The sequence below is a fragment of the Enterococcus sp. DIV1328a genome (assembly GCF_050536905.1).
GTDB classification, from domain to species: domain Bacteria; phylum Bacillota; class Bacilli; order Lactobacillales; family Enterococcaceae; genus Enterococcus; species Enterococcus faecalis.
Map to the genome: position 1 here is coordinate 260,036 of NZ_CP172912.1, position 26,952 is coordinate 286,987.

Below are 26,952 nucleotides of genomic sequence, written 5' to 3' on the forward strand. Positions count from 1 at the left end.
GAAAACTCATTCGTCTTTTTTATTAATCATGGAAGAACGTCCGATATAAGGCTTTGATGGCTTTTTCCTCTTGTTCTTTTTTGATACCAAACATAATGCTTACTTCCGAAGATCCTTGGTTAATCATTTCTAAGTTGATTTTTTCTTTGGCTAACGCCATTGTACTTTCAGCAGTAACCCCAATTCGTTGGCGCATGCCTTCGCCAACAATCATAATCATGGAAAGGTGATGCGTGATGCGTAACTCATCAGGCGCTAAAACTTCTTGGAGTTGGGCCATCAGTCGATTTTCAATTTCAGTTGTTAACTGGTCTTCTCTTAAAACAATCGTGATGTCATCAATTCCTGAGGGCATATGCTCATAGCTTAAGGCTAATTTTTCTAGTACTTCTAAAAGCCGTCGCCCAAAACCTAACTCTCTATTCATTAAATACTTACTAATGTAAATACTTGCGAACCCTTGATCACTAGCAATTCCTACAACAGGGGCATGCTTCACTTTGCGAGAAGTGGTAATTAGGGTGCCAGGATGATGTGGGTTGTTAGTATTTTTGATAACGACTGGAATATTTGCGCGATAGGCAGGCATTAAAGCTTCGTCGTGGAGGACGGCAAATCCTGCATAAGCTAACTCCCGCATTTCTCTGTAGGTCAATTCTTGAATCGTTTGAGGCTGTTCAATAATTCCAGGATGGGCGACATAAATTCCGTCCACATCGGTAAAGTTTTCATACAAATCTGCTTGAACACCTGCGGCAACAATGGACCCTGTGATATCGGAACCGCCACGAGAAAAAGTACAAATTTCGCCGGCTTCTGTATAACCAAAGAAACCTGGAATAACCAAGATTTGTTGAGTCTCACGATAGGCACTAATTTTCTCTAAAGCTTTTGGTAAAATGCGGGCATTGCCTGGCTCAGGTGTCACTAGGAGACCTAATTCTTTTGGACTAATGTAGCGAGCATCTAAGCCATTCTGATTGAAAAAACTGGCAACAACTTTTGCATTATTGTCCTCGCCGCTAGCTAAAAAATAGTCAAATAAAAAAGCATTGTTTTCTTTTGGTAAAGTGGCTAATTGGCGAATCGAAATAGCAATATCAGCTAAAACTGCTTTATCCAAGTGTAATTCATCAAAAAGATCTTCATAACGACGAATGATGGCAGAGATTGTCGATTCAATTTCCTCATTATTTAAGTAGCGCTGATAGTATTGAATCAATAAATCAGTCACTTTAATATCTTGCGGGGTTCGCTTTCCAGGAGCGGATACAACGACAAACGTTCGGCGCGGCTCTTCCTTGACGATTTGTAAGACTTTCTGTAACTGTGGTGCTGATGCTAGCGAGCTACCGCCGAATTTAACTACGTTCACGTTTATCACTCCTGTTTTTAATTATTTTCTCATTTGTAGATTAGTAAAAGGATACCGAAAAACATTTAGAAAAGCAACCACTTATTTTCAGAAAGTTAGGAAATCATGAAAATATTTGTTCTTCATTTTTCCTTAAAATTTTGTTAAACTGTAAAGATATGAGTCGTAACGAAGGAGTTAAATAGTATGACAGAATCCAAAACTGCCATTATTTTTGATATGGACGGTGTCCTAGTAGATAGCGAAGCTTATTATTATGAGCGACGTAAAGCATTTTTAGCGGAATTTGATTTGACCATTGAGGGCCTAACCTTGCCAGAATTAGTCGGTGCGGATATGCGTTCATTATGGCAAAAGATTGAACAAGTCAACAAAAAAGAGCTAGATATTGCTTTTTTAAATGAACAATACATAGCCTATAAAAAAGCGCATCCGATAGATTATTTAGCTGTGCTTGATGAAAATGCGAAACGTGTTTTACAATTTTTAAAAAGACAAGGCTATAAAATCGGATTAGCTTCTTCTTCCACAAAAGACGCAATTGAAGAGGTTTTGACAGTGGGGCAATTAAGTAGTTATTTTGATGCGGTCGTGAGTGGGGAAGATTTCGAAGAAAGTAAACCGGCGCCGGATATTTATCTGCACACGTTACAAGAATTAGCTGTTGCGCCACAGGAATGTATAGCCATTGAAGATTCAGAAAAAGGCATTGCCTCTGCCAAAGAAGCTGGGCTAGAAGTTTGGGCTATGCGCGATGAACACTTTGGGATGGATCAAAGTCAAGCGGATGCCTTCTTAACACAACTAAGTGATATTTGTAAAAAAATTAGTGAAAATCGGATCGATGAAAGCAGTGAATCAACCCCTTCGTAAGAAGATCGCGGGTTTTCTTAAAAAAGTTTGTTATAACTAGTGAATGAATATACAGTTTGTGCTATAATTTTCTATAGGTATTTCTGCAAGAATGCCCTTTTTCAAGGGTCAGGAACAATAGATAACCGTGTGAAGAGAACAAACAACCTTTCTTTTATTATAGAAAAATTATCGGAGGAGCCAAAATGAAGAATAATTGGATTATCATTTTAGTACTAGTAATCGTTATTATTGCTGCGGTGCTATACTTAATTGGTTATTTTATGCGCAAAAAAAATCAAGAACAATTAGATGAATTAGAAGTTCGTAAAGAAGCCCTGTTTGACTTGCCAGTCTTTGAAGAAATCGATGACATTAAAAAAATGCATCTAGTTGGACAGAGTCAAAATAGTTTCCGTGAATGGAATCAACGCTGGGTAGAACTATCGACGCGTTCTTTCGCCGAACTAGAGAGTCAAATTTATGAAGTCGAAAATCAAAATGAAATTTTCCGTTTCATGAAAGCGAAGAAAGCAGTCGTGGAAGCGAATGAAACGATGACCGAAATGGAAGCCGAAGTGGAAGTCATTCGTAATGGCTTGAAAGAATTACGTGAAAGTGAAGAGCGCAATTCATTGGAAGTTCAAAAAGCTTTGGATGTCTATGAAGAATTAAGTAAATCACTAAAAGATGATAAAGCTAGCTTTGGTCCAGCTTACTCCGAAATCCAAAAACAATTAAGAAACGTCGAAATTGAATTCACACAATTTGTCACACTAAATACATCGGGGGACCCAATCGAGGCTCGAGAAGTCCTAGAAGATGCGGAACGTCATACGTATGAATTGGAAGACTTAATGAAACGGATTCCACCAATGTATGAAGAATTAAATGAAACTTTCCCAGATCAATTAAAAGAAATCGAAGAAGGCTACAACCAATTATTAGCTGACGATTATGTGTTCCCTGAACAAAACTTTGCTGAAGAAATTCAACATGCGAAAAAACGTGTCGAGAATTCAATGGCTGATTTAGAGAAAACAGAGATTGCTGCAGTAGAGGTCGCAAATCGCGACACAGCAACGGCGATTGATGCATTATATGAAGTGATGGAACGTGAAATTGAAGCGAAGAAATATGTCGTAACCAATCAAAAAATTATTGACGATTATATTTCTCATTCCTTAAAAAATAACCGTCAATTAATGATTGAATTGGACCATGTATCACAAAGCTACACCTTAAACAACAACGAGTTAGGACGTAGTCGTGGTTTCCAAACGGAAATTGAAGAAATTATCCGCCGTCAAAAAGACTTGGAACCTCGAATGAAAGAACATACAGTTCCTTACTCTGAAATTCAAGCGTTCTATAAAGAATGCTATAAGATTTTAGATGATATTGAAAATCAACAATTAGAAATCGATGCTTCATTGAAAGAACTAAGAAAAGGCGAAAAAGTCGCCCAAGAAAAAGTTGACGAATACGAATTCCGTTTACGGAGTATCAAACGGTATGTTGAAAAGCAACGATTACCAGGTTTGTCTGCTGATTACTTAGAATTTTTCTATGTGGCAACGGATCGAATTGAAGATTTAAGCCGAGCCTTAAATAAAATGCGCATTAACATGGATGAAATCAATCGTTTATGTGACTTATGCGAAGATGATTTAGAGTTATTAGATAAGAAAACAAAAGATTTAGTCAATGCAGCAGCTCTGACAGAACAAATGATGCAATATGCAAACCGCTATCGTCATACTCACGAGAACATCCGAGCGGCTTTAGATAAAAGCATGTATTTATTCTCGACAGAATTCCGTTATCAAGATGCATTAGATGAAATTGGAACGGCATTGGAAGCTGTTGAGCCAGGGGCGTTCAAACGAATCGAAGATTTTTATTTTAAAAATATCAATAACCCTAATTTAACAGCAATTTAATTAAACAATCACTAAACAGAGGTTTGTCGACAGACAAGCCTCTGTTTTTTATGGCGTGGTGGTGACTTGAAGTGATACTTTAGAAAGTATATAATGGGAAAGAATTTTAAAAAAGAAGGGTGACAAATGATTTATTTTGATAATAGTGCAACTACACCGATTTACCCCCAGGCTTTAGATACATATGTAAAAACCAGTCAGCGGATTATTGGCAATCCGTCTAGTCTGCATGACTTAGGCAACCAAGCGAATCGGCTCTTACAACAAGCACGGAAGCAGATTGCGGAGCTAATCAATGTTTCAGCAAATGAAATCTATTTTACAAGTGGCGGAACTGAAGGAGATAACTGGGTTTTAAAAGGAACGGCAATCGAAAAACGAGAATTTGGTAATCATATTATTATTTCTGCAGTGGAACATCCAGCAGTTACAGAAACAGCGGAACAATTAGTCGAACTAGGTTTTGAACTTTCTTATGCGCCAGTGGATAAAGAAGGTCGTGTAAAAGTCGAGGAACTACAGAAATTAATTAGAAAAGAAACGATTTTGGTTTCTGTTATGGCAGTGAACAATGAAGTGGGAACGATTCAACCAATTAAAGAAATCAGCGAGGTTTTAGCGGAGTTTCCTAAAATTCATTTTCATGTAGACGCGGTTCAAGCAATTGGAAAAGTTAATTACTCAGAGTGGTTAACGGATCGGGTGGATTTTGCAACGTTTTCTGCACATAAATTTCATGGACCACGAGGCATTGGTTTTATGTATTGGAAACAAGGAAAACGTTTAGCGCCGCTTTTAACAGGAGGCGGGCAAGAAAACAACCAACGCAGTGGGACAGAAAACGTACCAGCAATTGTGGCAATGGCCAAAGCGTTGCGTTTGCATTTAGAGAACGAACAACAACGGCCGCAACATGTGGCGACATTACGGAGTTATTTATTAAAGGCGCTAGAAGAATTTCAAAATGTGACTGTTTTTTCACAAGATAATGAACATTTTGCGCCACACATTTTATGTTTTGCTTTGAAAGGGATTCGCGGCGAAGTGCTAGTCCATGCATTGGAAGAAAAACAGATTTATATTTCGACTACGAGTGCTTGTTCTAGCCGGAAAAAAATGGCTAGCAGCACCTTGTATGCCATGCATGTGCCAGGGGAATTAGCGACTTCCGCTGTGCGCATTAGTTTAGATGAAAGCAATACAATGGCAGAAATTGAACAATTTATGATTGTTTTCAACCAACTTTATCAAAAATTTTCTCGTGTAAATTAATAAAAAATAAGTCGGAGCCTAGAAATAGGCTCCGACTTATTTTTGCTCTCTTTATCGATTGAATTTGCTCTCTTTATCGATTGAATTTGCTCTCTTTATCGATTGAATTTGCTCTCTTTATCGATTGAATTTGCTCTCTTTATCGATTGAATTTGCTCTCTTTATCGATTGAAGCGGTAGCCACTTCCCCAGAGTGTTTCAATTGGAGAGTCAGAAAGATTGGCTTTTTTTAATTTTTCCCGAATCCGTTTAATGTGAACAACGACAGTCGAAACCTCAGTATCTAAGGCATCAAACCCCCAGACGCTTTCAAAAAGTTCTTCTTTATTCCACACACGGTTAGGATGTTCCATCAAGAAAACCAACAATTTGTATTCTTTGCTTGTAAAAATAACTTCATTTTCTAAAACAAACACTTTGTGGGCGGCAGTGTCGACAGCGATTTCATTGATTTTTAGTAATTGTGGCGGTTGCTCTGCCTTGCTTAACAATTGATAGCGGTTCATATGAGCTTTTGCTCGAGCGACCAATTCATTGGGACTAAACGGTTTAATTATATAATCATCCGCACCTAAGCCAAGACCACGAATTTTATCAATATCTTCTTTTTTAGCCGAAACAATCATGATCGGCGTTTGCTTTTTTTTCCGAATTGCACGACAGATTTCAAAACCATCCATAGTTGGCAGCATCACATCTAAAATAATTAAATCAAAGGGCTCATTTAAAGCTGCTTCCAATCCTTTTTTTCCATCATGTTCAATTGTGACAGTCATATCGTTAATTTCTAAATAATCTTTTTGCAAATCAGCAATGCTTGGATCATCTTCAATAATTAATACATGTGGTTTCATTTTTCATCCTCCAACAACGGCAGCGTAATTATCACGTTGGTGCCGTCTCCTTTTTTACTTGTGACAGTGATTGTTCCCTGATGATAGTCAATAATTTGTTTGACAATACTTAATCCCAAGCCGCTTCCTTTAACTGTTGGGGTTCGAGATTTGTCTACACGATAGAAGCGTTCGAATAAATAAGGTAATTCTTTTTTATCGATACCAATGCCGTTATCTGTAATGGTTAAAACTAAGTCTGTTTGATTATGCGTTAAAGAAATCGTAAAGGCTAGTTGTTCTTTAGTGGGATCCGCAAATTTAATGCTATTTTGAATTAGATTGGTAATCACGCGATTCATCTGCGTGGGATCCATTTGAACGTATAAAGCTTCGGTGGGAAGTACAGAAGTGATCACGAGTTCTTGTTCCAAACGGTATTCTTCAAGAATATGTGCAATAAAACGAGTGAAATTGGTCTTTTCCATTGTAAAGACAGCACGGTCTAGGTCTAATTTAGAATACAAAAATAATTCTTCAATTAAATCATTGAGGCCTAAACTTTTTTCATGAATGACCGTTAAATAGCGCTGTTTTTTTTCTTCGGTATTGGCAACACCATCCATCAAGCCTTCAACGTAACCAATGATAGAAGTAATTGGTGTTTTTAAGTCATGAGAAATATTGGCAATTAATTCTTTTCGATTATCTTCATATTTTTCGCGTTCCGCATTGGCTTCTTCTAAATCTTGCCACATTTGTTCAAAACTAAGTTGGAGCTGTTTGACTTCTGTTGAGACGGTTTGGTGGCTAGTTGGTGTAAATGGATTTTCTTTTTGGGCATCCTTACCCAATGTTTTAGTCGCTTTTTCTAATGCTTCTAATGGCTCGATAGTGGTTTTGGTTAAGCGCTTATTAATGAGCCAAGCTGCCGCAATTGCTACAAGGATAATTAACAAAATCATCCAGATAATCCAGCGTGTGAAGAATTCAAAAAGGCTGCTTTCACGTTTCAAGACAATAAAGCTCCCGTTAGAACCATCTAAATAATGAAAATCGGATTTGACATAATGATATAGACGCCCTGCATTATCCAGTGTGCCAGTTGGCATAATATTATTCATTTCGTAGTTTGGAATATGTACAGACAAAGATTTTTCTACTAAATTATCCGAATAATAAGGAAACCGTGCATTCTTTCGAATAATCACACTTAATCCTTTTGCCTCAATTGTTTGAATCGTTTCCTTTAATTCTTTACTTAAAGGTGTATCTAGTAATTTCGGTGACTTTTTTAACAATTGATCTAAGGCCAAATAACTTTCTTCTTCGTTAGCGGTCAATGGTCGTTGCTTATTCATCATTCGGTAAGCTTGGGGCAAACTGGGGACAGTTCCTAATGTGATGTAAGAAGCTAAGGATAAAACAGCTAAAACAGAGGCTAAAGTAATAATGATGGCACTAATATAAGAAATAAAAAAGCGGCGTTTAATGGTCAAAAGCGTCCCTCCTAGTGGTTTTAATCTATTTCTTACTTATAGTGTATTACAAGTGAACAAAAAAAAGCTAGTATTGTTATTAACTTTTTTTCATTTGTTTATAATTTGTTCATTTTTCGGCAAGTAGGAGTTTATAAGGCTTTGCTATTCTAGGTATATCAAAAAGAAAAAAGGGGATTACCAACTATGAAAAAGAAAAAAGTTTTTAGTACGATTACCTTATTAACCTTTAGTACGATGTTGATCGCAGGCTGTGCTGGCGGAGCCAACTCTGCAACAGATAAATCAAGTGCAGCTAGCTCAAGCACTGCAGTCTCTAGTTCAGCAGAAGCAGCTAAAGAGCAATCAAAAGGACAAGAATTAACAGAAATTTTATCCAGTACTGATTGGCAAGGCACAAAAGTTTACGACAAAAATAATAATGATTTAACAGCAGAAAATGCTAATTTTATTGGTTTAGCAAAATATGATGGTGAAACAGGTTTTTATGAATTTTTCGACAAAGAAACAGGTGAAACCCGTGGCGATGAAGGCACATTCTTTGTGACAGATGATGGCGAAAAGCGTATCTTAATTTCGGATACACAAAACTATCAAGCAGTGGTTGATTTAACGGAAGTAACGAAAGATAAATTTACCTATAAGCGAATGGGGAAAGATAAAGACGGGAAAGATGTAGAAGTCTTTGTAGAACATATCCCTTATTCTGATAAAAAGTTAACTTTTACGAACGGTCGTAAAGATTTAGAAACAGAAACTGGCAAAATTGTTACTAATGAACCTGGGGATGACATTTTAGGGGCCACATTATGGAATGGCACGAAAGTTTTAGATGAAGACGGTAACGATGTTACTGAAGCAAATAAAATGTTTATTAGTTTAGCGAAATTTGATAATAAAACAAGTAAATATGAATTCTTTGATTTAGAAACGGGTAAAACCCGTGGAGATTTTGGTTACTTCCAAGTAATTGATAATAACAAAATCCGTGCTCACGTTTCAATTGGTGACAATAAATATGGAGCTGCATTAGAATTAACAGAATTAAATGATAAACGTTTTACGTATACACGAATGGGTAAAGACAATAACGGCAAAGAAATTAAAGTCTTTGTGGAACATGAACCATATGAAGGAGACTTTACGCCAGACTTCACGTTCTAATTAGTTAATCACGAGTGGATGAAGCGGTCAAAAGGAAATAAAGGATTCTTTTGACCGCTTCATTTTTAATAAAAAAATAGTTTATAGTTGTTTTTAATCGTTTATAAATTGTTCATTTTTCTGACAGTGGTAGTTTAGAATCGTTTGTTAAGATTGGTTTATCAAAGAAAAGGAGCGATGCTTTATGAAAAAGAAAGTATTAAGTTCGATTACTTTAGTAACATTAAGTACGTTACTTATAGCAGGTTATGCAAGTCCAGCATTTGCAGGTCATGCAGCCAATCCAAATAGTGCTACAGCAAATTTAGGCAAACATCAAAACAATGGCCAAACAAAAGGCGATAAGGCGACTAAGATTTTATCTGGCACGGACTGGCAAGGAACCCGTGTTTATGATGCTGCTGGTAATGATTTAACGGCAGAAAATGCTAATTTTATTGGGTTAGCAAAATATGATGGTGAAACCGGTTTTTATGAGTTTTTCGACAAAAACACTGGGGAAACCCGTGGTGACGAAGGAACATTTTTTGTGACGGGTGATGGCACAAAACGAATTTTAATTTCGCGGACACAAAATTATCAAGCCGTAGTGGATTTAACCGAAGTGAGTAAAGACAAATTTACTTACAAGCGTTTAGGGAAAGATAAACTGGGGAATGATGTTGAAGTTTACGTGGAACACATCCCTTATCATGGGAAAAAATTAGCTTTTACAAATGGACGTGAAGCATTAACCAATCAAACTGGCAAAATTGTGACAAATAAATCAGGGGATAAAATTTTAGGAACAACCTTGTGGAATGGCACAAAAGTCGTAGATAAAAACGGTAATGATGTGACAGCGGCCAATCAAAATTTCATTAGTTTAGCGAAATTTGATCCAAACACAAGTAAATATGAATTTTTCAATTTACAAACAGGTGAAACCCGCGGCGATTTTGGGTACTTCCAAGTGGTGGACAATAACAAGATTCGGGCCCATGTATCTATTGGGACGAATCGTTACGGTGCGGCGCTAGAATTAACGGAACTAAACAATGATCGATTTACGTATACTCGAATGGGTAAAGATAATGCTGGTAATGATATTCAAGTGTTTGTAGAACATGAACCTTACCAAGGCACATATCATCCAGCCTTTACTTTCTAAAAGTCTCTTGTCTTCTCTCTCATTTAACAAAAGAACGTCCCCCAACGTTCTTTTGTTTTCTCTTCTTCTATAAATAAATTGTTATTAGTTACAATTAATTATTATTATTAAGATAATTATAATAATTATTATTTAATAATTTGTTCATATTATGGACAGGTGGAGTTAATAACTACTTGCTATCCTTAAATTATCAAGAGGGAAAGGGAGTAGTAGCTTATGAAGAAAAAAATCGTTGGTACAATTACATTGTTGGCTTTAAGTGCGTTATTAGTTGGTGGAGCAGGAGGGGCTTTGACGGCAGAAGCATACGTTCCTCAAAGCGTAGACAATCCCAATAATTTAGGGAATTTACCTGAGTATTTACGCTCGATTGGTATTCGGCAAGATGAAATGTTATCGGAAAAAGATTGGGCAGGTCAACGTGTCTATGATAAAAATGGGACCGATTTAACCGCTGAAAATCAGGATTTATTACATGCAATTAAGTTTGATGCAACCACTAGTTTTTATGAGTTTTTTGACAAAGAAACTGGGAAATCCACAGGTGATGAAGGGACCTTCTTTATGACCGCTGGCTTATCTGATAAGAGCTACTTAGTAATTATTTCTGAAACAAAGAATTATCAAGGTGTTTACCGGTCAAGAATGTTGTACCAAGATACTTTTACGTATACACAAACAGGGAAAGACAAAGCAGGAAATGATGTGGAAGTTTTTGTAGAAAATAAAGCAACCTCTGGTCCTGTCTATGGATATCCGCAACCTTTCCCAAATAATCGTCCGAGAACACTGGAATTTACGAATGGCCGACGTGCGATGACAGAGCAAACAGGGGCAATCGATATTAATCGACCTGGTGATGAGATTCTTGGAAAAACATCTTGGTTGTATGGTACGCCTGAGCGCTTATGGAACGGCACGAAAGTAGTGGATAAAGATGGCAATGATGTAACATCGGCTAATCAAAACTTCATTAGCTTAGCGAAATTTGACCAAGACAGCAGCAAATATGAATTTTTCAATTTACAAACGGGTGAAACCCGTGGCGACTATGGCTACTTTAAAGTAGGAAATCAAAATAAATTCCGTGCCCATGTGTCCATTGGAACCAATCGCTATGGCGCTGTCTTAGAATTAACAGAATTGAATGATAATCGTTTTACGTACACACGAATGGGTAAAGATAACGAAGGAAACGATATCCAAGTCTATGTGGAACATGAACCATACCAAGGAACTTTTGATCCTGAATTTACCTTTTAAGAACAAAACATACGAATGGAAACCAAAAAAAGTTTCGACTTCTTTTGGTTTCTCTCTTTTTAAAATAGAAAAACAGAGAAAGCGTTTTAATCGACAAATAAAAAAAGATTCGTTAGATTAGAACCACTGGAGACAAATCTCATATTTCTCTCGAGGAAAGGAAGTTGAGCACAATGAACAAAAAAATTTTAATGGGGCTATTAAGTGTCGTGACCATTCCATTACTTGCTGCGTGTCAAGGAGGAGAAACACCTTCTGCAGCATCAAAAAATAGTCAAACGGTGACTACTCAAAGTAGTGCAAAAACTGAAAGCACCAGTACAACCCGTTCGGTGGCTCAAACAACATCAAAAGAGGAAGTGAAAGAACCGATGAAGACCTATGAAGTGGGTGCGCTGTTAGAAGCAGCCAATCAACGAGATACGAAGAAGGTCAAGGAAATTTTACAAGATACTACTTATCAAGTGGATGAAGTCGACACAGAAGGCAACACACCGCTCAATATCGCTGTTCACAATAATGATATTGAGATTGCAAAAGCGTTGATTGATCGGGGTGCCGATATTAATCTGCAAAATAGCAGTAGTGATAGTCCCTATCTTTATGCGGGAGCGCAAGGACGTACGGAGATTTTAGCATATATGTTAAAAAATGCGACACCAGATTTAAATAAGCATAACCGTTACGGTGGCAATGCGTTAATTCCGGCAGCTGAAAAAGGACATATTGACAATGTGAAGCTCTTGTTAGAAGATGGACGAGAAGACATAGATTTCCAAAATGACTTTGGCTATACCGCGTTGATTGAGGCAGTGGGGTTACGTGAAGGGAACCAACTATACCAAGATATTGTAAAATTGTTAATGGAAAATGGTGCGGATCAATCCATTAAAGACAATTCTGGTCGAACAGCAATGGACTATGCCAATCAAAAAGGTTATACGGAAATTAGTAAAATTTTAGCACAGTACAACTAAGTATTGTGTCCTTTCGGGAAGGAATAAATACAGGTAGGAGTGAAGGAAAGCATGAATTATTGGTTAAAAAATGTTCGAATTGAAACAGGGTATCAAAAAGAAGGTGACTGGTTATCTGGGACAGTAACCAAAGAAGTGGCAATTGAAATAACAGATGGAGTATTTACGAAAATCATCCCCAATGAAGAATTGGTAGAAGAACCTGGGTTGACAATTATTGATGGTCACCATCAATTGATTTTACCAGGTTTGATTGAAAAACATTGTCACTTTGATAAAAGTAAACTAGGTGTTCCGTGGTATCCGGTGACGCCAGCGAAGTCAATTGTGGAACGTGTCGAAGCAGAAATCCCTTATTTAGATAATTTAGAACTTTCTTTAACAGAACGCGCCAACCATTTAATTGACTTAGAATTACCACATGGCGCGACAGCCTTCAGAACACATGTCGACGTGGAACCGATGACAGACTTACGTTATTTTGATGAAGTCCAAGCATTGGCCCAAACGAAACCATTTGCGGTAGAAATTGTCGTCTTTCCACAGCACGGCTTACTACGTTCAGATTCCGTTGAATTAGTTGATCAAGCATTGGCAAAAGGTGCCGATTTTATTGGTGGCGTGGATCCTTATTCACTAGATGGTGATTACAAAAAATCATTGGCTGAAACATTCCGCTTAGCAGATAAACATGGTGTCGGTGTGGATATTCATTTACATGATCGTCACGAAGCTGGGACAACAACGATTAAAGAAATTATCCGTTTAACGAAAGAATATGGCCTACAAGACAAAGTATTTATCAGCCATGCCTTCGGGTTAAATGATTTCATTGGTGAAGAACGTGATGAAGTTTATGATGCTTTAGCAGCAGAAAAAATTCATATTAATTCCAGCGTGCCAATCACACCTAACACGATTCCGCCAATTATGGAATTGTTACGTCATGGAGTCAATGTCCATCTTGGTTGTGACAATATCTACGATTGCTGGTCTCCTTATGGTGATGGCTCATTACAAGAAAAATTGGCTCGTTTAGGTGAACTTTTTAATGTGAAAGATCAAGATGCTTTAACCCAATTATTGGGCTTAGTGACAGATGGTGTCACAACTTTAGACGAACAAGGGCAAGCAAATTGGCCGCAAGTTGGTGCTGAAGCAACTTACTTACTCACTGAAGCAGAATGTGCGGCGGCTTTTGTCGCTCGTCAGACACCGGTGGAAATCAGTGTGGTAAAAGGAACCACACTTTATCAAAAATAACAAAAAGAAGCGAGATTTCTCGCTTCTTTTTGTTATTAAATTTATTTGGATTAGACGCTTAATTTTACAATTGAAAACGACATCCATCTTATATTTCATTGATGAAATTAGTGAGAAGAAGTATGATTTAATTTAGCTCTGATTACTTTTGATACATCGTTTTTCAACTGATCGAAATCTGATCTATAAGTAGCAATAAAAACCAATAAATCAACGCCTTCTTGCGTATCTAATTGGAAATCATAACCGTTTAATTGTAAAAATAAGTCGGTTGCCATTACAGCTGTCCGTTTAATTGCATTGTAAAAACAATGCTTTGTTGCAATGTTAATCATTAAAATAGCTGCTTTTTCTTCAATTGTTGGGTACAGGTCAACGTCAAAGACGAATTGTGCTGGTTGGTTGCTAGCCATTTCTAATGCATTACGATCTTTGATGCCAATTTGTTCTGCGGGAGAATACGTTTGGATCAAGAAAGTATTCATTTGAAATAGATCATCCGCTGATAAATAATAAATACTTTTCATTTAGTAACCAATTCTTTGTACAGCTCATTATGTTTTTGTTTTGAGTTCTCCATCATTTGTTGTAATTTTTTTTGATGTTCTGACATATTTTTTTTAACAATAATATCTTTTAATTTTTCTTCGTCTACATAAACGGTGTCTGTCGCAGTCGCACCAATGCTTTCTAGAAACTCTTTTGACAATGTCATAACAACAGAATTCCCAACTTTTCTAAGTTTTCTTTCTTTGATTTCCACTAGTAACCCACCTTTCGTATATATTGTATATACAGTATATCATGGATCATAAAAAAGTTTCTATCACAAGTCTAATACTTTAATAAAATTTCTTGATTGCTTATCGTTCCTTCAGCCAGCTATCCAATTGCTCAAATAAAGTGATGACCGAAGGATCTTTGGTTTGTTTTAAAAAATCATGTTCTAAATAGTAAACCGCTTTAAAGGTACTCTCAGGAATGGTCCGTCCGATTTTTTTGCTATAGCGGAACGGCACTTCTTCGTCTGAGCTGCTAGCTGTACTGAAACAAGGTGGAAACGTTTTTAATGTTTCGTCTGACAGTGCGTAAGCAGACCAGTCCTCATTTTCTGGTAATCCGTAAAAGTGCGGCAATAGCCCTTGCTGAATACTGTAATGATACAGCAGATAGCGAGAAAGAAAAGGATCATCCCAAACAGGCTTTGTTTGGTCAATGGTAGCTATTTCTTTAGCGGAAATGGTTTGCTTTAATAATTTTCGTGGCTCTTTAATAAATTCTAAATCTGTATAGCCGTAAAAATTGACTAAAAATTGTGGCGTCAAATTTAGTGTTTGTAATTGTTTGGTTAACTGTAACATTAAATAACCGCCAGCGGAACGCCCGCACAAACCAAAGGGCTGGTTTTGAATAATCTCTTCGTTTAGCAATTGGAAGGTTTCTGTGAGCGCCCCTAAGATGTGATCGATTTTTGTATTTGGAGCCAACAAATAGTCCAGTGCTAAAACGGTATAGCCATTGCTTGTAAACAGCTCCTTCAGTTCTTCTGGTAAATCACTTTTGGTTCCATAAATCATCCCGCCACCGTGTAAATAGACGACATAGTTCGTTGATTCAGTCGTAGTGGGGTAGATAGTAACTGTTGCGCCATTAGCGAGTGTTTGATTGTTTTTCAAGTGCACGTCTCCTCATCTTTATAATGTATGTGGCAATTTCATAATTTAACAATTGCAAGGGATTGGCTAAGTCAATATCAAGAAGTTGTTCCACTTTGTTTAAACGATAACGAATCGTTTTTGAATGAAGGAACATCGCTTCAGAGGTCTGTTTATAGTTGCGATTATTTTGGAAAAAACTGTACAAGGTTTCAAACAAATCGTAGTTATTTTCGGCTAATTGATAAAGTGCGCGAGGAATTAATTCGTCTAAATTTTCCAATTGGTCTTCGCGGATAAAATTTTTAAATACCCCGATATCGGCTAAGGTGACAATTGGTCCGTTATAAAAAGTTTCATTAAAGCGCAGAATGTCCAGACATTCAATCAGTAGCTCTTTAATCCCTTCTCGTGATTTTAAACTGCTGACGGCAACGGTAAGCGTGTCGTTTTCTTCTAAAAGTTCAGCTAATAAACGACTTAATTGCAGCTTTGTAATTTTTCCATCACTTTCATTGAAGTTAAAAAGGACCGCCGAATAATTTAGCTGATCAAAGAAGATGGATTTCACACGCAGGGTACGAAGTAAGACAATAATTCGTTCTTTCATGAGTTGTGTATTGGTGTCTTTGGTAGAAAAAGCAATCGCTTGGTAAGAATCTAGTTCTTGCATTTGCACTTCACGAAGCAAACTGTTTAGCTCGTCAGGATTTTGCGGTGTATTTTGTAAAATAGCATCCGCTAAGTTGTTCAAACGAGTATACCGTTCTTTTTTTAACAAATTTTCGGTATTGAATTTTTCTTGCAAGACATCAATCGCATTTTCGATAATCACTAAATCCGTTTCTTTAACCTTTTCATCTTGTAAATAAACCAGAAGTAAACAATTAGTGGAATAACTATTGAAAATAGAAACTTCTAGTGCCAACTGTTTTTTGGGGTTGGCATGAGAATAAAGTGTTAAAAGAGAGTAATCATTTTTAGTGAACTCACTGTTTTTTAGTTTTTCTCTTGAGAGCACAATCGCATCATGGGGTAAGTCGCCATCGCTAATTTCCAGATGTTTATCCAACATTTTTAAAGCAAAGGGTAATTTAATGATGTCATAAAATTCTTGCATAATCGTCTCAACCGTTGGGTAGTGGCGCTCTAATTTGGTGAAACGTTGGCGTACATCGTAATACGTACGTAAGACATGCGACTGATAATTCAACAAAGGCTCGTAAATCGTAAACAGAATTTTTTCATAGCTAATGTCTTGTGTGATTTTAATTAAAGGAATTTCATAATTGAAACATAATTCGATAAACCACTCTGGAATCATTTTAATGAATCGATCTGTTTTCAAAATTAAGCCGCTGATGCCAATTCGGCGCATCTTTACGAAAAAATTTTCCAACTCTTTTTCTGGTAAATCATGCAATGCGTAGAAAGAAGTCAAAATTAACTGATTCTTTCTACTCCAGTTCTCAATGTCAATCGCTTCTAAGACCATTGCCGAGTCAACTTCATTGTCTAAACCAATCTCTTTCGTCAAAATTTTACCTTTTTTTAAGTCACCTATCGATAATAACTCTCTTAATTTCATCATTTTCTCCTTTTTTCCTCTTATGGATAAAAATTATACCATTTTTTTAGAATTATGTCCGATGAAAACACTTTCTCGTTTCGATACAATAGCATTGTAAGGAATAGATAGGAGGATGAACAATGTTACACACAGTAATTTTGAAAAACAATTACCAAGACTCCATCAACTTAATGTTATTGACCAATAAAATCAATGCATTAGATGGTGTAACCATGAGTCAAATCATGATGGGAACAGATGCCAACAAAGACATCCTTAACAACACGAACTTGTTAACGGATGAGGCCAATAGTGCATCTGCAAACGACATGATGATTGTGGTTGACAGTGAAAAAGAAAACATCATGGAAGAAGTTATGCCAGCGATTGATGAATTCTTAGATGATTTATCAGCAAAGGGAACTAGTGAAGAAGCACAAGCAGCGACTTCTTGGTCAGAAGCGTTTGATCTTTTACCAGAGGCGAATGTAGCGCTATTCAGTATTCCTGGTGAATATGGTGCGCCAGAAATGGAACGTGCCTTAAAAAATGATTTACACGTGTTCTCTTTCACGGATAATGTGTCAATTGAAGATGAAGTACGTTTGAAAAAATTAGCGCATGAAAAAGGCTTACTAATGATGGGGCCTGACTGTGGAACTGGTATTATCTCAAGTATTCCAATCGCCTTTACAAATGTTGTTTCTCCAGGAAACATTGGCGTTGTTGGTGCTTCAGGGACAGGGATTCAAGAAGTTACAACGATTATTGACCGCTTAGGTGGCGGAGTTGTTCACGCCATTGGAACTGGTGGTCGTGACTTAAGCGACAAAGTAGGCGCTATCACAGTGAAAGATGCTATTGTGGCCTTAGAAAATCACGAACCAACCGATGTGATTACAGTCATCTCTAAACCACCTGCAAAAGAAGTTCGTGATGAAGTGGTTGAATTATTACAAAGCATTTCAAAACCAGTCGTTGCGATTTTCTTAGGAGAAAAACCAACAAGTCACGAAGGCAAAGTTTATCTAGCTCATACATTAGAAGAAACAGCTAAAATTGCTGTTGATTTAGCAAATGATGTGGCCGTGAAGAAAAATTACTTTGAAGCATTAGCAAAACCAGCTGTACCAACATTACCAGAAGATAAAGTTGTAAAAGGCTTATATTCAGGTGGTACATTAGCTTCTGAAGCAGGTATGTTAATTTCTGAAGCTTTAGACCTTGGCGGTTTAGTGAAAGCAGAAGGTTATGTCTTGAAATCTCATGGTTATGAAGTCATTGACTTAGGCGATGATATGTATACACAAGGTCGTCCACACCCAATGATTGACCCAGATGTTCGTATCGAAAAAATTCGTGAATATGCACAAGATGAAAAAACGGGGATTATCTTATTCGATGTGGTGTTAGGCTACGGTGCTCATGAAGACATGGTTGGTGCGTTATTACCAGCAATTGAAGAAGCGCGTGCCACAGCCAAAGAAGCAGGACGCGATCTTTACTTTGTTGCAACTGTTTGTGGGACGACGAAAGATCCGCAAAATTACCAATCGTCGGTTGATCGTTTGAAAGAAGGCGGCGTTTTAGTTGCAGAAAGCAATGCTAAAGCTGTTCAATTAGCTTTATTACTAAAAGGAATCGAAATTTCAGAAGACGATAAAGAAGTGGTTGCTTACAACGGACCAACTGTCGATGTACCAAAACCAGGCGAAAAAGTAATGGAACTATTAACAACCAAACCAAGAATTATTAACGTTGGGTTGCAAAGCTTTACAGAATCAATCGTTGATTACGGTGGCGAAACTGTTCAATTCAACTGGCGTCCGCGTGCCAACGGCAATAAAAAAATGATTAAAATTTTGGATGCCTTGGAAGATTACAGTGAACAAATCGAAGCTGAAAATCACAAAGTAACAGACAAAATTAAAAATGCACAACCATTCTTAGTAGATGTGGTACCTGCGAAATCAGTGATTCCAGAATTAAATGATGACGCACAAAAAACATTACTTCATGCTGGACCGCCAATCCAATGGTCTGAAATGACTGGACCAATGAAAGGTGCTTGTATCGGTGCTGCATTATTCGAACGTTGGGCAGACAATGAAGAAGATGCTTTGAAGATTTTTGAAGCTGGCGAAGTACGTTTCATTCCTTGTCACCATGTAAAAGCAGTAGGACCAATGGGCGGTATTACTTCTGGTAATATGCCAGTCTTTGTTGTAGAAAATCGCTTAGAAGGTAACGAAGCATACTGTATCTTGAATGAAGGTATCGGTAAAGTATTGCGTTTTGGTGCTTATTCACAAGAAGTAGTTGATCGTTTAGATTGGATTAAAGATGTTTTAGGACCAACTATTGCGAAAGCCTTGAAACTTTCTGAAGAAGGCTTGAACTTAAACGTATTGATTGCGCGCTCTATTACAATGGGTGACGAGTTCCACCAAAGAAATATTGCCGCATCTTTGAACTTCTTAAAAGAATTGTCTCCATTAATTATCAAAACAGATATTCCAGAAGATCAAAAATACGAAGTAATCAAATTCTTAGCTGACACAGATCAATTCTTCTTAAATGTCATGATGGCAACTGGAAAAGCAATTGTTGATGGTGCCCGTAAAGATACCAACGGAACGATTGTCACAACGATGACTCGTAACGGCGTGAACTTTGGGGTCCGGATTGCAGAAACAGGCGATCAATGGCATACCGCACCAGTAAATACACCAAAAGGTCTTTACTTCACTGGTTTCAGCGAAGAAGACGGAAATCCTGATGTCGGGGATAGTGCAATTACTGAAACAGTAGGCGTTGGAGCAATGGCTATGGTAGCTGCACCTGGCGTAACACGGTTTGTTGGTGCAGGTGGCTTTGAAGATGCGTTAGCAACCTCAAATGAAATGGCAAAAATCTGTGAAGGACACAACCCAACATTCTCAATTCCAACTTGGGATTTCCAAGGAACTTGTTTAGGAATTGATATCCGTAAAGTGGTGGAATTAGGAATTACACCAATCATCAATACAGGGATTGCACATAAAAATGCCGGTGTTGGTCAAATTGGTGCAGGGACAGTTAGAGCACCTCTAGGCTGTTTTGAAAAAGCCCTAGAAGCGTATGCTGAGAAACTAGGCATTACGGTTGAATAACCAACTAGTCATTAGTGACTACATTTTTCCTATCCACCAATATGGCAAGATGGGAACCATTCACAGTGTTTTTGAACGTTCATTTAATCTGAAAGTCCAGGATCAATTAATCAATGTTGCAAACTTCCATAATTATTTATCAAGCTTTGGTATGTTTTTGCCAGATCAATTGTTTCAAGAAATCTTTCCGTATGTACAACAAGGTAATAAAGTCAAAATCACAGAAAATCAGTTGACCTTTTACAGTACAGTCGGCGTGAAAACGATCCAACTCACACCTGCCGAGGTCGTTTCTTTAAACATTACTCATTTCAAGTTAGAAAAAGACCAATTACGCTTGTTGCGAGACCGCTTATTAGCGAGAAACTTAGAACGTAGAATTGGCCTGCCTTTAGACGAACGAGCAAAGCATATTTTCAAAAAAATGAGCCAAAAACAAAAAGTTTGGACACTATCGGAATGGCAAGAAGTAACGAATTATCTGATTGGTCGGGGCAAAGGGTTAACCCCGAGTGGTGATGACATTTTAGTGGCGTATCAAACAATTCTGTTCATACTTGCTGATGAAAGAGCTGCGGCGTTAGCCGCTACTCTTTCGGCAGCAAATTTATCCACAACAGATGTTAGTAAAGGCTATATTGCAAGCTCGGCTAAAGGATATGTAAATTCATTGTTGTATCAGTTACTCTTGGATTTGGAGAACCATCGGGATAATAGAGTTGACGAAAATATTGACAGAATTATACAAATCGGACATTCCTCTGGTAAAGATATGTCATTTGGAATGTTACTAGCTTTACAATCTGTAGAGTTAGATGAGAAGTGAGGAGAAGACATGGAGAATAGTAAAAAAAATCAAGCAGTGCAAGTGAGCAATAGTTACTGGATTAAAGTCGTAGCCATTTTCTTCGTAGGCTGGATTTTAATGTACGCAACACGAACTATTTTTAATCCAGTGATGGGGGTCATTGGAGAACAATTTGGTCTAAGTAACACACAACTTGGTTTAGCCAATAGTATCTTCTTTCTAACCTATGCTGTTGCACAGATTCCTTTTGGGATGATTGGCGATAAAATTGGGCGGAAATTAGTCATTGCTGTTGGGTTTATCGTTCTTGCTATTTCTACTTATTTTAGTGGATTAGCGACAACCTTTGTTATGTTTTTAGTCATTCGTGCAATTGCTGGTATTGGACAAGGAGCTTACTATGGCCCGCAATATGCGCTATCGACAGAAGCGATTCCAGCAAGTAAACGGACCATCGGTAATGCCATCATCAATAGTGGGATGGCCTTCGGTACATCAGGTGGGTACCTACTTTCAAGTAAGTTGGTTTTAGAAAATGGTGAACATTGGAGCAAACCATTCTTTATCATGGCGATTCCAACGTTTATCGTAGGAATTCTTTTCTATACAATTTTGAAAGAAAAAGTGATTCGTCCTGGTGAAGAAGCTGCACGAGCAGCTGCTGAAGAAGGACCACAAGAAAAGATCTCATTAAAAGAAATTTTCTCAAATCGTAATTTATTAGCCGCATTTATTTTATGTTTCACAAGTATTTATGCAAACTTTGTCATTATTACTTGGTTGCCACAATTTTTAATTGCTGAACGTGGCTTTACAGGAGCGAGCGTTGGTTTCATTTCATCACTTGTACCATGGGCCTCTATTCCAGGCGCCTTAATCTTCGCTCGTTTGAATGATAAAACAGGTGCGACGAAAAAATTAGTCTTTACATTAGTACCTTTAGCAATCCTATCTGTCTTTGCGATTGCTTTTGTAACAAATCGGACATTGTTAATTTCTGTTTTAATTCTTTATGGGTTAACAGGGAAATTAGCGTTAGATCCAATTATGGTGACTTTTGTTACCAAACATGCACCAAAAGCGGCCTTAGGAACAACGTTAAGTGCCTATAATTTTATTGGGATGTCAGGGTCAATCCTAGCACCGTATGTCACAGGATATTTAGCAGATACAGCAGGCTCAATGCAAGTTGGCTTCTATCTTTCTTGTGTACTATTAGTTATTGGTTTACTAGCTTTTGCTTTCTTAGCTAAAGATGAAAGTAAACCGAAATTAGGTTAATTATCCCTTCGATAATGACTGAAACAATCAAAATGAGCAAGACAAAATCTTTCATTTCGTAAACAAATTATTTCTTATCCGTCGATACTGAAAAGATTTTGTCTTTGCTTTACTAAAAAGGAGCGAATCAATCAATGAGTTTAAACGTAATTGCCCTAGGTGGGAATGCTATTTTAGATACGGATCCAACAGATGAAGGCCAAAAAGCCGTCGTTAATCACGCGGCCAAATATATTGCAGAATTTGTTGCTAAAGGGGAACAAGTCATTGTCTGTCACGGAAACGGACCACAAGTAGGGAATTTGCTTTTACAACAAAAAGCAGGCGAAAGTGAAAAAAATCCAGCGTTGAAATTGGATACTTGTGTTGCGATGACACAAGGAAGTATCGGTTACTGGTTACAAAATGCTTTAACTAATGAGTTTGAAAAACGTAACATTGCTAAACCAGTTATCTCTGTAGTTACGCAAGTGCGTGTGGACAAAGAAGATCCTTCGTTTAAAAAACCATCCAAACCAATTGGTCCATTCTATACAAAAGAAGAAGCTGACGCGGAAGCAGCCAAAGATGGCTCTACGTATGTGGAAGATGCTGGCCGTGGCTACCGAAAAGTTGTTCCATCACCAATGCCTAAAGAAATTGTTGAAAAAGAGGCGGTTCGTGCTTTAGTAGAGGCGGACGTTTTAACTATCTGTTCTGGTGGCGGGGGCATTCCGGTCGTAGCAGAAGACGGACAATACGTAGGTGTGGAAGCGGTTAACGACAAAGATTTCTCTGCACGTGTTTTAGCTGAAAACGTTGATGCAGACCGTTTGATTATTTTGACAGGCGTTGATAACATCTACATTAATTACAATCAACCAGATCAAAAAGCATTAGAACAAATCAGTGTAGCCGAAGCAGAAGAATACATTAAAGAAGGTCACTTTGCTGCTGGTAGTATGCTACCAAAAATCGAAGCTGCCTTAGACTTCGTAAAAGGTGATGACAAACGGAAAGCAATCATTACTTCTATCGAAAACTTAGAAAACATCGATAAAGAAGCAGGAACTGTGATCAGTCAAAAGGGGTAGTTTACCATGAAAAAACCGTCCATGATCACCCAAATTGCAATTGCTGTTGTCGTAGGAATCCTCGTAGGACTCTTGATTCCTGCTAGCGGCAATTACTTGAAAATAGTTGGAGATGTCTTTTTGCGACTGATGCAAATGGCTATTCCTATCTTGATCTTAGGACAAATTGTCCAAGCAGTTGGCAGTATTAATCCAAAAGAATTAACGAGCCTTGGGGGTAGAACAATCGCTGTTTTCGGGATTTCCTCCTTAGCTGCCGCTTTATGGGGCGTCCTAATGGCAGTCATTTTTAATCCAGGATACGGTGTTAAAATGACTGGCTTCCAAGATGCTTCTATTAAAGCGCAAGAAATCTCAATCACTGATACGATTTTAAATTTCGTTCCGAAAAATATTTTTGATTCACTGACTCAAGGATCGATTATTCAAATTATTGTCTTTGCATTATTTTTTGGTTTAGCACTGAATAAATACTTACAAAGCCATCCAGAGACACAACTCTTCCAAATAATTGTGGACTTTAATGAAGTTATCATTACAGTCATTCGATACGTCATGTATCTAGCACCTCTGGGGATTTTTGCTTTAATTGCTTCAACAATTAGTCACTTAGGCCTTCAAATTATTTTACCGTTAGTGAAGTATCTATTGGTCTATGGATTAGGAACTATTTTATTTTTGGGCATCTGGATTTTGGTTATCACATTGTACTGTAAAGTAAGTCCACTACGTTTAATTACAAACATGAAAAATATGTCTGTGATGGCCTTGGCGACAACTTCTTCAGCAATTACTTTACCAGTAGCTTTGGAAGAAACAGAAACAAAATTAGGTTTAAGTAAGCGAATTACTAACTTAGTGTTGCCGTTAGGTATGTCGTTAAACAGTAACGGTTCAGCGATGCATATGGCTTTTACTGTAATGACTATCGCTCAGATGTATCAGCTAGAGTTTGATATTACGAAAATGATTTACTTAGCAATTACAGCAACGTTTGTCTCACTAGCAAACGCAGTTGTTCCCGGTGCGGGCTTAGTCTCACTGGCAGTGATTGTTCCGCAAATGGGTTTACCCATTGAGAGTATTGCAATTTTTGCAGGCGTCGAATGGTTTGTTGGCATGTTACGAACAATTTTAAATGTCAATTCAGATGTTTACTCTGCTATTCTAGTTGCAAAATCAGTGGATGAAATTGACTATACTGTCTTTAACAGTAGCAATAAGTAGTGAAAAAAGGGGAGGAAATGCAAGGACGAAGAAGAAAATCACTTGTTTTCTTTCCCTTTTTTAAGATTAATGATAAAGGAGCAAGCGCAATGGAAGAAATGGTTGTCGTTACACCGGAGAAATTAGAAAAGCTGATGAAACAAAAATTAGAAGCTGCTGGTTTACATTCTGAACATGCCGAAGAAGTTGCTCGACATTTAACTTTTGCAGATGCTAGCGGTATTCATTCACATGGTGCGGTTCGTATGGATTATTATGCGGAACGGATTGCAAAAGGCGGGATCACGATTGATCCCGAATTATCATTTGAAAAAACTGGACCGTCCACTGCCATTTTTCATGGCGATAATGGCGTGGGTCAATTTGTTTGTAACGAAGCATTAGCTGCTGCAGTTGACCTAGCCAAAGAATCAGGGTTAGCATATGTTGGCGTTTCTCAAACGAGTCATAGCGGGACGTTATCGTATTATGTTAAAAAAGCAGCGGAACAAGGCATGGTTGCTCTTTCGATGTGTCAATCTGATCCAATGGTGGTACCGTTTGGTGGTACAAGCAATTATTTTGGAACAAATCCAATCGCTTTTGCAGCACCTAGAGCAGGTCATGAACCAGTCGTGTTTGATATGGCTACGACAGTACAGGCTTGGGGGAAAATTTTAGATGCACGTTCAAGAGATGTTGAAATTCCCGACACATGGGCAGTAGACGAAAAAGGCCAGCCAACGACTGATCCTTATGAAGTACGAGGTTTATTGCCGATTTCAGGACCAAAAGGATATGGACTAATGATGATGGTCGATGTCTTAGCTGGTTCGTTGTTAGGCTTACCTTTTGGCAAACATGTCAGCTCCATGTATGCGGATTTAACGGAGAAACGGAATCTGGGTCAGATGTTTTTAGTCATTGATCCAAGCCGCTTTACAGATTCTGAACGATTTAAAGAAAATATTAATCAAATGGTGGAAGAACTTCATAGTGTGCCTACAGCAGAAGGGTTTCAACAAGTTTACTATCCAGGAGAAATTGGTCAGCTAAACTATCAAAAAGCCATGTCAGAAGGCATTGAAATTCCACAAAGTATTTATGATTATTTAGTTAGTGAGATTGTACATTACGATAAATATGGCGGGCAAGGTGCCTTTGCCAAATAATGAGGAGCGCAGAGAGTATTCGCTGCTGCGTTGCTCTCGCCTTCTTTCTATTGGAGGAAAGTAAAATGAAAAAATCGTCAAAAGTAGCACTTATTTTTGCATTTTTAGTTAGTATTTTTGTGCCAGTTGCGGCCTTTGCTGATGAGATTGGGGATGTAGTTGCCCCGACAGGAATCATGGCATTAGTTGTGATTATTCCATTGATTGTTGTTTTGGTTCTATTGTTTATGAAAGTCGATATGATTATCGCTGGTTTAATCGGTGGCGTCTTAGCGATGCTGATTGGTGGCATTGGACTAGAAGAAGCGAATAAACAGATGTTGGAAGCTATCCCAATGATGTTAGGAATTACCGTTCCCATCATTAATTCAGCTGTTGCGATGGCGGTCTTTAAAGCAGGTAGTTATTCAGCTGCATTAACTTTAGCCAAACGAGGCACAAAAGGAAAAGTCGAGTATGTTTCAGCTTTTATTGTTATCTTATTAGCCGCAGCCACATATATGTCAGGAATTGGTGGCGGAAGTGCGATGGTTATTGCGCCATTGGCCTTTGCTGCAGTTGGCGTTGTTCCTGAATTAATTGCAGCAATGTCTTTAGCTGCTGCGGTATCATTTACAACATCACCCGCTTCATTAGAATCAAGTATTGTTTCAAAATTAGGCGATATCAGTGTCGGTTCATATGTTTCAACCATGCGACCTTACTGGTTATTCTTCGTAGCATTAGCGATTGTGTTAGCCTTTTGGGGAACGAAACATAGAAATGTTGGCTTTAAAGAGTCGGCAGATGATGAATTTGATAAAAAGAGCAATGGTGAATTATTTAAAATTACCTTGCCAGCCATTTTCTTATTGTTTGCTGTAATTTTCGGACCAATTGTGAATGATTTAATTGGTTTTGCCTTCTTTACGCCACTTGTATACATGATTTTAACATTAGTTTTAATTTTCTTATGTACAGATTTCTCAATGAACAAATCTGTCGAAGCGATGGTAGATGGGTCTACATATATTTTGACTCGTTTATTCCAAGTAGGGATTTTCTTAGCCTTTATTAATGTTATTGCACAAACAGGAACGTTTGCTGTCATCGCAGGTGTTGCTGAAAATGCACCAGCCTTTATTGTCGTGCCAGTTGCCATTTTAACAGGGATTTTAATTGGGATTCCAGCTGGGGCCTACGTGGGTTCTGTTTTAACTTTAGTGCTACCAGTTGCTGTATCGTTGAACTTCCCGCCGTTAGCATTAGGTTTTGTAGCAATGGGTGTTGGTTTAGGTAGTCAAATGAGTTTCGTTAATATTACTATGCAAGCTTTATCTTCAGGCTTCCAAATTCCAATTTTGGATGTTGTTAAAGGAAACGTGAAATGGTTAAGTATTGCCTCTGTACTATTATTAGTTATCGGTTTAATCTTTGGATAAAAAACAATTTAGGGAGTGGA

At 37.8% G+C, this 26,952-nt stretch carries 22 protein-coding genes; 15 read left to right on the forward strand and 7 right to left on the reverse strand.

The genetic code is table 11. The annotated features are described in order from the left end of the window. Positions 1-22 precede the first annotated feature (22 nt). Positions 23-1,375: an aspartate kinase gene (locus IGL93_RS01405; protein ID WP_002385384.1), complete on the reverse strand. Its 1,353-nt coding sequence runs from the start codon at positions 1,373-1,375 to the stop codon at positions 23-25. Between the two features lie 186 nt (positions 1,376-1,561). On the opposite strand from IGL93_RS01405, the gene IGL93_RS01410 reads away from it, so the two are divergent. The 3 genes from IGL93_RS01410 (at position 1,562) to IGL93_RS01420 (ending at position 5,442) form a co-directional block, all read left to right on the forward strand. After that, positions 1,562-2,248, forward strand: a complete 687-nt coding sequence (locus IGL93_RS01410; protein ID WP_002355232.1) for an HAD family hydrolase — start codon at positions 1,562-1,564, stop codon at positions 2,246-2,248. 185 nt (positions 2,249-2,433) lie between these two features. Continuing rightward, positions 2,434-4,170, forward strand: coding sequence for a septation ring formation regulator EzrA (gene ezrA, locus IGL93_RS01415; RefSeq protein WP_002355233.1), 1,737 nt, complete (start codon positions 2,434-2,436; stop codon positions 4,168-4,170). A gap of 126 nt (positions 4,171-4,296) precedes the next feature. Further along, complete coding sequence (locus IGL93_RS01420; protein WP_002355234.1) at positions 4,297-5,442, forward strand: cysteine desulfurase family protein; 1,146 nt, start codon at positions 4,297-4,299, stop codon at positions 5,440-5,442. Between the two features lie 161 nt (positions 5,443-5,603). Here IGL93_RS01420 and IGL93_RS01425 read toward each other — a convergent pair whose 3' ends face one another. After that, on the reverse strand, positions 5,604-6,296 hold the full coding sequence (locus IGL93_RS01425; RefSeq protein ID WP_002355236.1) for a response regulator transcription factor: 693 nt from the start codon (positions 6,294-6,296) through the stop codon (positions 5,604-5,606). After that, positions 6,293-7,636, reverse strand: coding sequence for a sensor histidine kinase (locus IGL93_RS01430; RefSeq protein ID WP_025190482.1), 1,344 nt, complete (start codon positions 7,634-7,636; stop codon positions 6,293-6,295). The genes IGL93_RS01425 and IGL93_RS01430 overlap by 4 nt, the downstream gene beginning before the upstream one ends. A 324-nt stretch (positions 7,637-7,960) precedes the next feature. Between IGL93_RS01430 and IGL93_RS01435 the strand changes: the two genes are divergently transcribed. The 5 genes from IGL93_RS01435 to IGL93_RS01455 all read left to right on the forward strand — a co-directional run bounded on the left by IGL93_RS01435 (position 7,961) and on the right by IGL93_RS01455 (position 13,594). Further along, on the forward strand, positions 7,961-8,938 hold the full coding sequence (locus tag IGL93_RS01435; RefSeq protein WP_033789158.1) for a DUF4822 domain-containing protein: 978 nt from the start codon (positions 7,961-7,963) through the stop codon (positions 8,936-8,938). 184 nt (positions 8,939-9,122) lie between these two features. Further along, positions 9,123-10,088, forward strand: coding sequence for a DUF4822 domain-containing protein (locus tag IGL93_RS01440; protein WP_002367856.1), 966 nt, complete (start codon positions 9,123-9,125; stop codon positions 10,086-10,088). Positions 10,089-10,307: 219 nt separating this feature from the next. Continuing rightward, positions 10,308-11,354, forward strand: a complete 1,047-nt coding sequence (locus tag IGL93_RS01445) for a DUF4822 domain-containing protein (protein ID WP_010775524.1) — start codon at positions 10,308-10,310, stop codon at positions 11,352-11,354. A 173-nt stretch (positions 11,355-11,527) separates the two neighbouring features. Then, positions 11,528-12,331 carry an ankyrin repeat domain-containing protein gene (locus tag IGL93_RS01450; protein WP_010775525.1) on the forward strand — a complete coding sequence of 268 codons (804 nt, stop codon included), beginning with the start codon at positions 11,528-11,530 and terminating at the stop codon, positions 12,329-12,331. A 51-nt stretch (positions 12,332-12,382) separates the two neighbouring features. Then, a complete protein-coding gene (locus IGL93_RS01455; RefSeq protein ID WP_010713593.1) occupies positions 12,383-13,594 on the forward strand; it encodes an amidohydrolase family protein in 1,212 nt (403 codons plus the stop codon). Positions 13,595-13,701: 107 nt separating this feature from the next. Here IGL93_RS01455 and IGL93_RS01460 read toward each other — a convergent pair whose 3' ends face one another. The 4 genes from IGL93_RS01460 to IGL93_RS01475 form a co-directional block, all read right to left on the reverse strand. Further along, positions 13,702-14,121: a type II toxin-antitoxin system death-on-curing family toxin gene (locus IGL93_RS01460; RefSeq protein ID WP_010775526.1), complete on the reverse strand. Its 420-nt coding sequence runs from the start codon at positions 14,119-14,121 to the stop codon at positions 13,702-13,704. Next, positions 14,118-14,357 carry an AbrB/MazE/SpoVT family DNA-binding domain-containing protein gene (locus IGL93_RS01465; protein ID WP_002358371.1) on the reverse strand — a complete coding sequence of 80 codons (240 nt, stop codon included), beginning with the start codon at positions 14,355-14,357 and terminating at the stop codon, positions 14,118-14,120. The genes IGL93_RS01460 and IGL93_RS01465 overlap by 4 nt, the downstream gene beginning before the upstream one ends. A gap of 100 nt (positions 14,358-14,457) precedes the next feature. Continuing rightward, positions 14,458-15,270, reverse strand: coding sequence for an alpha/beta hydrolase (locus IGL93_RS01470; protein ID WP_010775527.1), 813 nt, complete (start codon positions 15,268-15,270; stop codon positions 14,458-14,460). Next, entirely contained in the window at positions 15,245-16,837 is a 1,593-nt protein-coding gene (locus IGL93_RS01475; protein WP_010713590.1) for a PucR family transcriptional regulator, read from the reverse strand. Before IGL93_RS01475 ends, IGL93_RS01470 begins: the two co-directional genes overlap by 26 nt. Before the next feature lie 122 nt (positions 16,838-16,959). On the opposite strand from IGL93_RS01475, the gene fdrA reads away from it, so the two are divergent. The 7 genes from fdrA (at position 16,960) to IGL93_RS01510 (ending at position 26,932) form a co-directional block, all read left to right on the forward strand. Further along, entirely contained in the window at positions 16,960-19,971 is a 3,012-nt protein-coding gene (fdrA, locus tag IGL93_RS01480) for a DUF1116 domain-containing protein (RefSeq protein ID WP_002355249.1), read from the forward strand. Further along, on the forward strand, positions 19,964-20,797 hold the full coding sequence (locus IGL93_RS01485) for a DUF2877 domain-containing protein (RefSeq protein ID WP_002355250.1): 834 nt from the start codon (positions 19,964-19,966) through the stop codon (positions 20,795-20,797). The genes fdrA and IGL93_RS01485 overlap by 8 nt, the downstream gene beginning before the upstream one ends. 9 nt (positions 20,798-20,806) lie before the next feature. Beyond that, the gene (locus IGL93_RS01490) at positions 20,807-22,060 is read left to right on the forward strand and encodes an MFS transporter (protein ID WP_002355251.1); all 1,254 of its coding nucleotides are present in this window, start codon (positions 20,807-20,809) and stop codon (positions 22,058-22,060) included. Between the two features lie 134 nt (positions 22,061-22,194). After that, a complete protein-coding gene (gene arcC, locus IGL93_RS01495) occupies positions 22,195-23,133 on the forward strand; it encodes a carbamate kinase (protein WP_002355252.1) in 939 nt (312 codons plus the stop codon). Between the two features lie 6 nt (positions 23,134-23,139). Beyond that, on the forward strand, positions 23,140-24,360 hold the full coding sequence (locus IGL93_RS01500; RefSeq protein WP_002361159.1) for a dicarboxylate/amino acid:cation symporter: 1,221 nt from the start codon (positions 23,140-23,142) through the stop codon (positions 24,358-24,360). 89 nt (positions 24,361-24,449) lie between these two features. Further along, a complete protein-coding gene (gene allD, locus IGL93_RS01505) occupies positions 24,450-25,511 on the forward strand; it encodes an ureidoglycolate dehydrogenase (RefSeq protein ID WP_002413499.1) in 1,062 nt (353 codons plus the stop codon). Further along, positions 25,511-26,932: a hypothetical protein gene (locus IGL93_RS01510; protein ID WP_002383665.1), complete on the forward strand. Its 1,422-nt coding sequence runs from the start codon at positions 25,511-25,513 to the stop codon at positions 26,930-26,932. Before allD ends, IGL93_RS01510 begins: the two co-directional genes overlap by 1 nt. The last annotated feature ends 20 nt before the right edge of the window (positions 26,933-26,952 follow it).

Bases quoted from the DNA above. Each gene is read 5' to 3' on its own strand.
- IGL93_RS01440 (WP_002367856.1), top strand. From the start codon at position 9,123: ATGAAAAAGAAAGTATTAAGTTCGATTACTTTAGTAACATTAAGTACG.
- IGL93_RS01420 (WP_002355234.1), top strand. From the start codon at position 4,297: ATGATTTATTTTGATAATAGTGCAACTACACCGATTTACCCCCAGGCT.
- IGL93_RS01450 (WP_010775525.1), top strand. From the start codon at position 11,528: ATGAACAAAAAAATTTTAATGGGGCTATTAAGTGTCGTGACCATTCCA.
- IGL93_RS01445 (WP_010775524.1), top strand. From the start codon at position 10,308: ATGAAGAAAAAAATCGTTGGTACAATTACATTGTTGGCTTTAAGTGCG.
- IGL93_RS01410 (WP_002355232.1), top strand. From the start codon at position 1,562: ATGACAGAATCCAAAACTGCCATTATTTTTGATATGGACGGTGTCCTA.
- IGL93_RS01435 (WP_033789158.1), top strand. From the start codon at position 7,961: ATGAAAAAGAAAAAAGTTTTTAGTACGATTACCTTATTAACCTTTAGT.
- IGL93_RS01430 (WP_025190482.1), bottom strand. From the start codon at position 7,636: ATGAATAAGCAACGACCATTGACCGCTAACGAAGAAGAAAGTTATTTG.
- IGL93_RS01455 (WP_010713593.1), top strand. From the start codon at position 12,383: ATGAATTATTGGTTAAAAAATGTTCGAATTGAAACAGGGTATCAAAAA.
- IGL93_RS01490 (WP_002355251.1), top strand. From the start codon at position 20,807: ATGGAGAATAGTAAAAAAAATCAAGCAGTGCAAGTGAGCAATAGTTAC.
- IGL93_RS01475 (WP_010713590.1), bottom strand. From the start codon at position 16,837: ATGAAATTAAGAGAGTTATTATCGATAGGTGACTTAAAAAAAGGTAAA.
- arcC (WP_002355252.1), top strand. From the start codon at position 22,195: ATGAGTTTAAACGTAATTGCCCTAGGTGGGAATGCTATTTTAGATACG.
- allD (WP_002413499.1), top strand. From the start codon at position 24,450: ATGGAAGAAATGGTTGTCGTTACACCGGAGAAATTAGAAAAGCTGATG.
- IGL93_RS01510 (WP_002383665.1), top strand. From the start codon at position 25,511: ATGAGGAGCGCAGAGAGTATTCGCTGCTGCGTTGCTCTCGCCTTCTTT.
- IGL93_RS01425 (WP_002355236.1), bottom strand. From the start codon at position 6,296: ATGAAACCACATGTATTAATTATTGAAGATGATCCAAGCATTGCTGAT.
- IGL93_RS01460 (WP_010775526.1), bottom strand. From the start codon at position 14,121: ATGAAAAGTATTTATTATTTATCAGCGGATGATCTATTTCAAATGAAT.
- ezrA (WP_002355233.1), top strand. From the start codon at position 2,434: ATGAAGAATAATTGGATTATCATTTTAGTACTAGTAATCGTTATTATT.
- IGL93_RS01500 (WP_002361159.1), top strand. From the start codon at position 23,140: ATGAAAAAACCGTCCATGATCACCCAAATTGCAATTGCTGTTGTCGTA.
- fdrA (WP_002355249.1), top strand. From the start codon at position 16,960: ATGTTACACACAGTAATTTTGAAAAACAATTACCAAGACTCCATCAAC.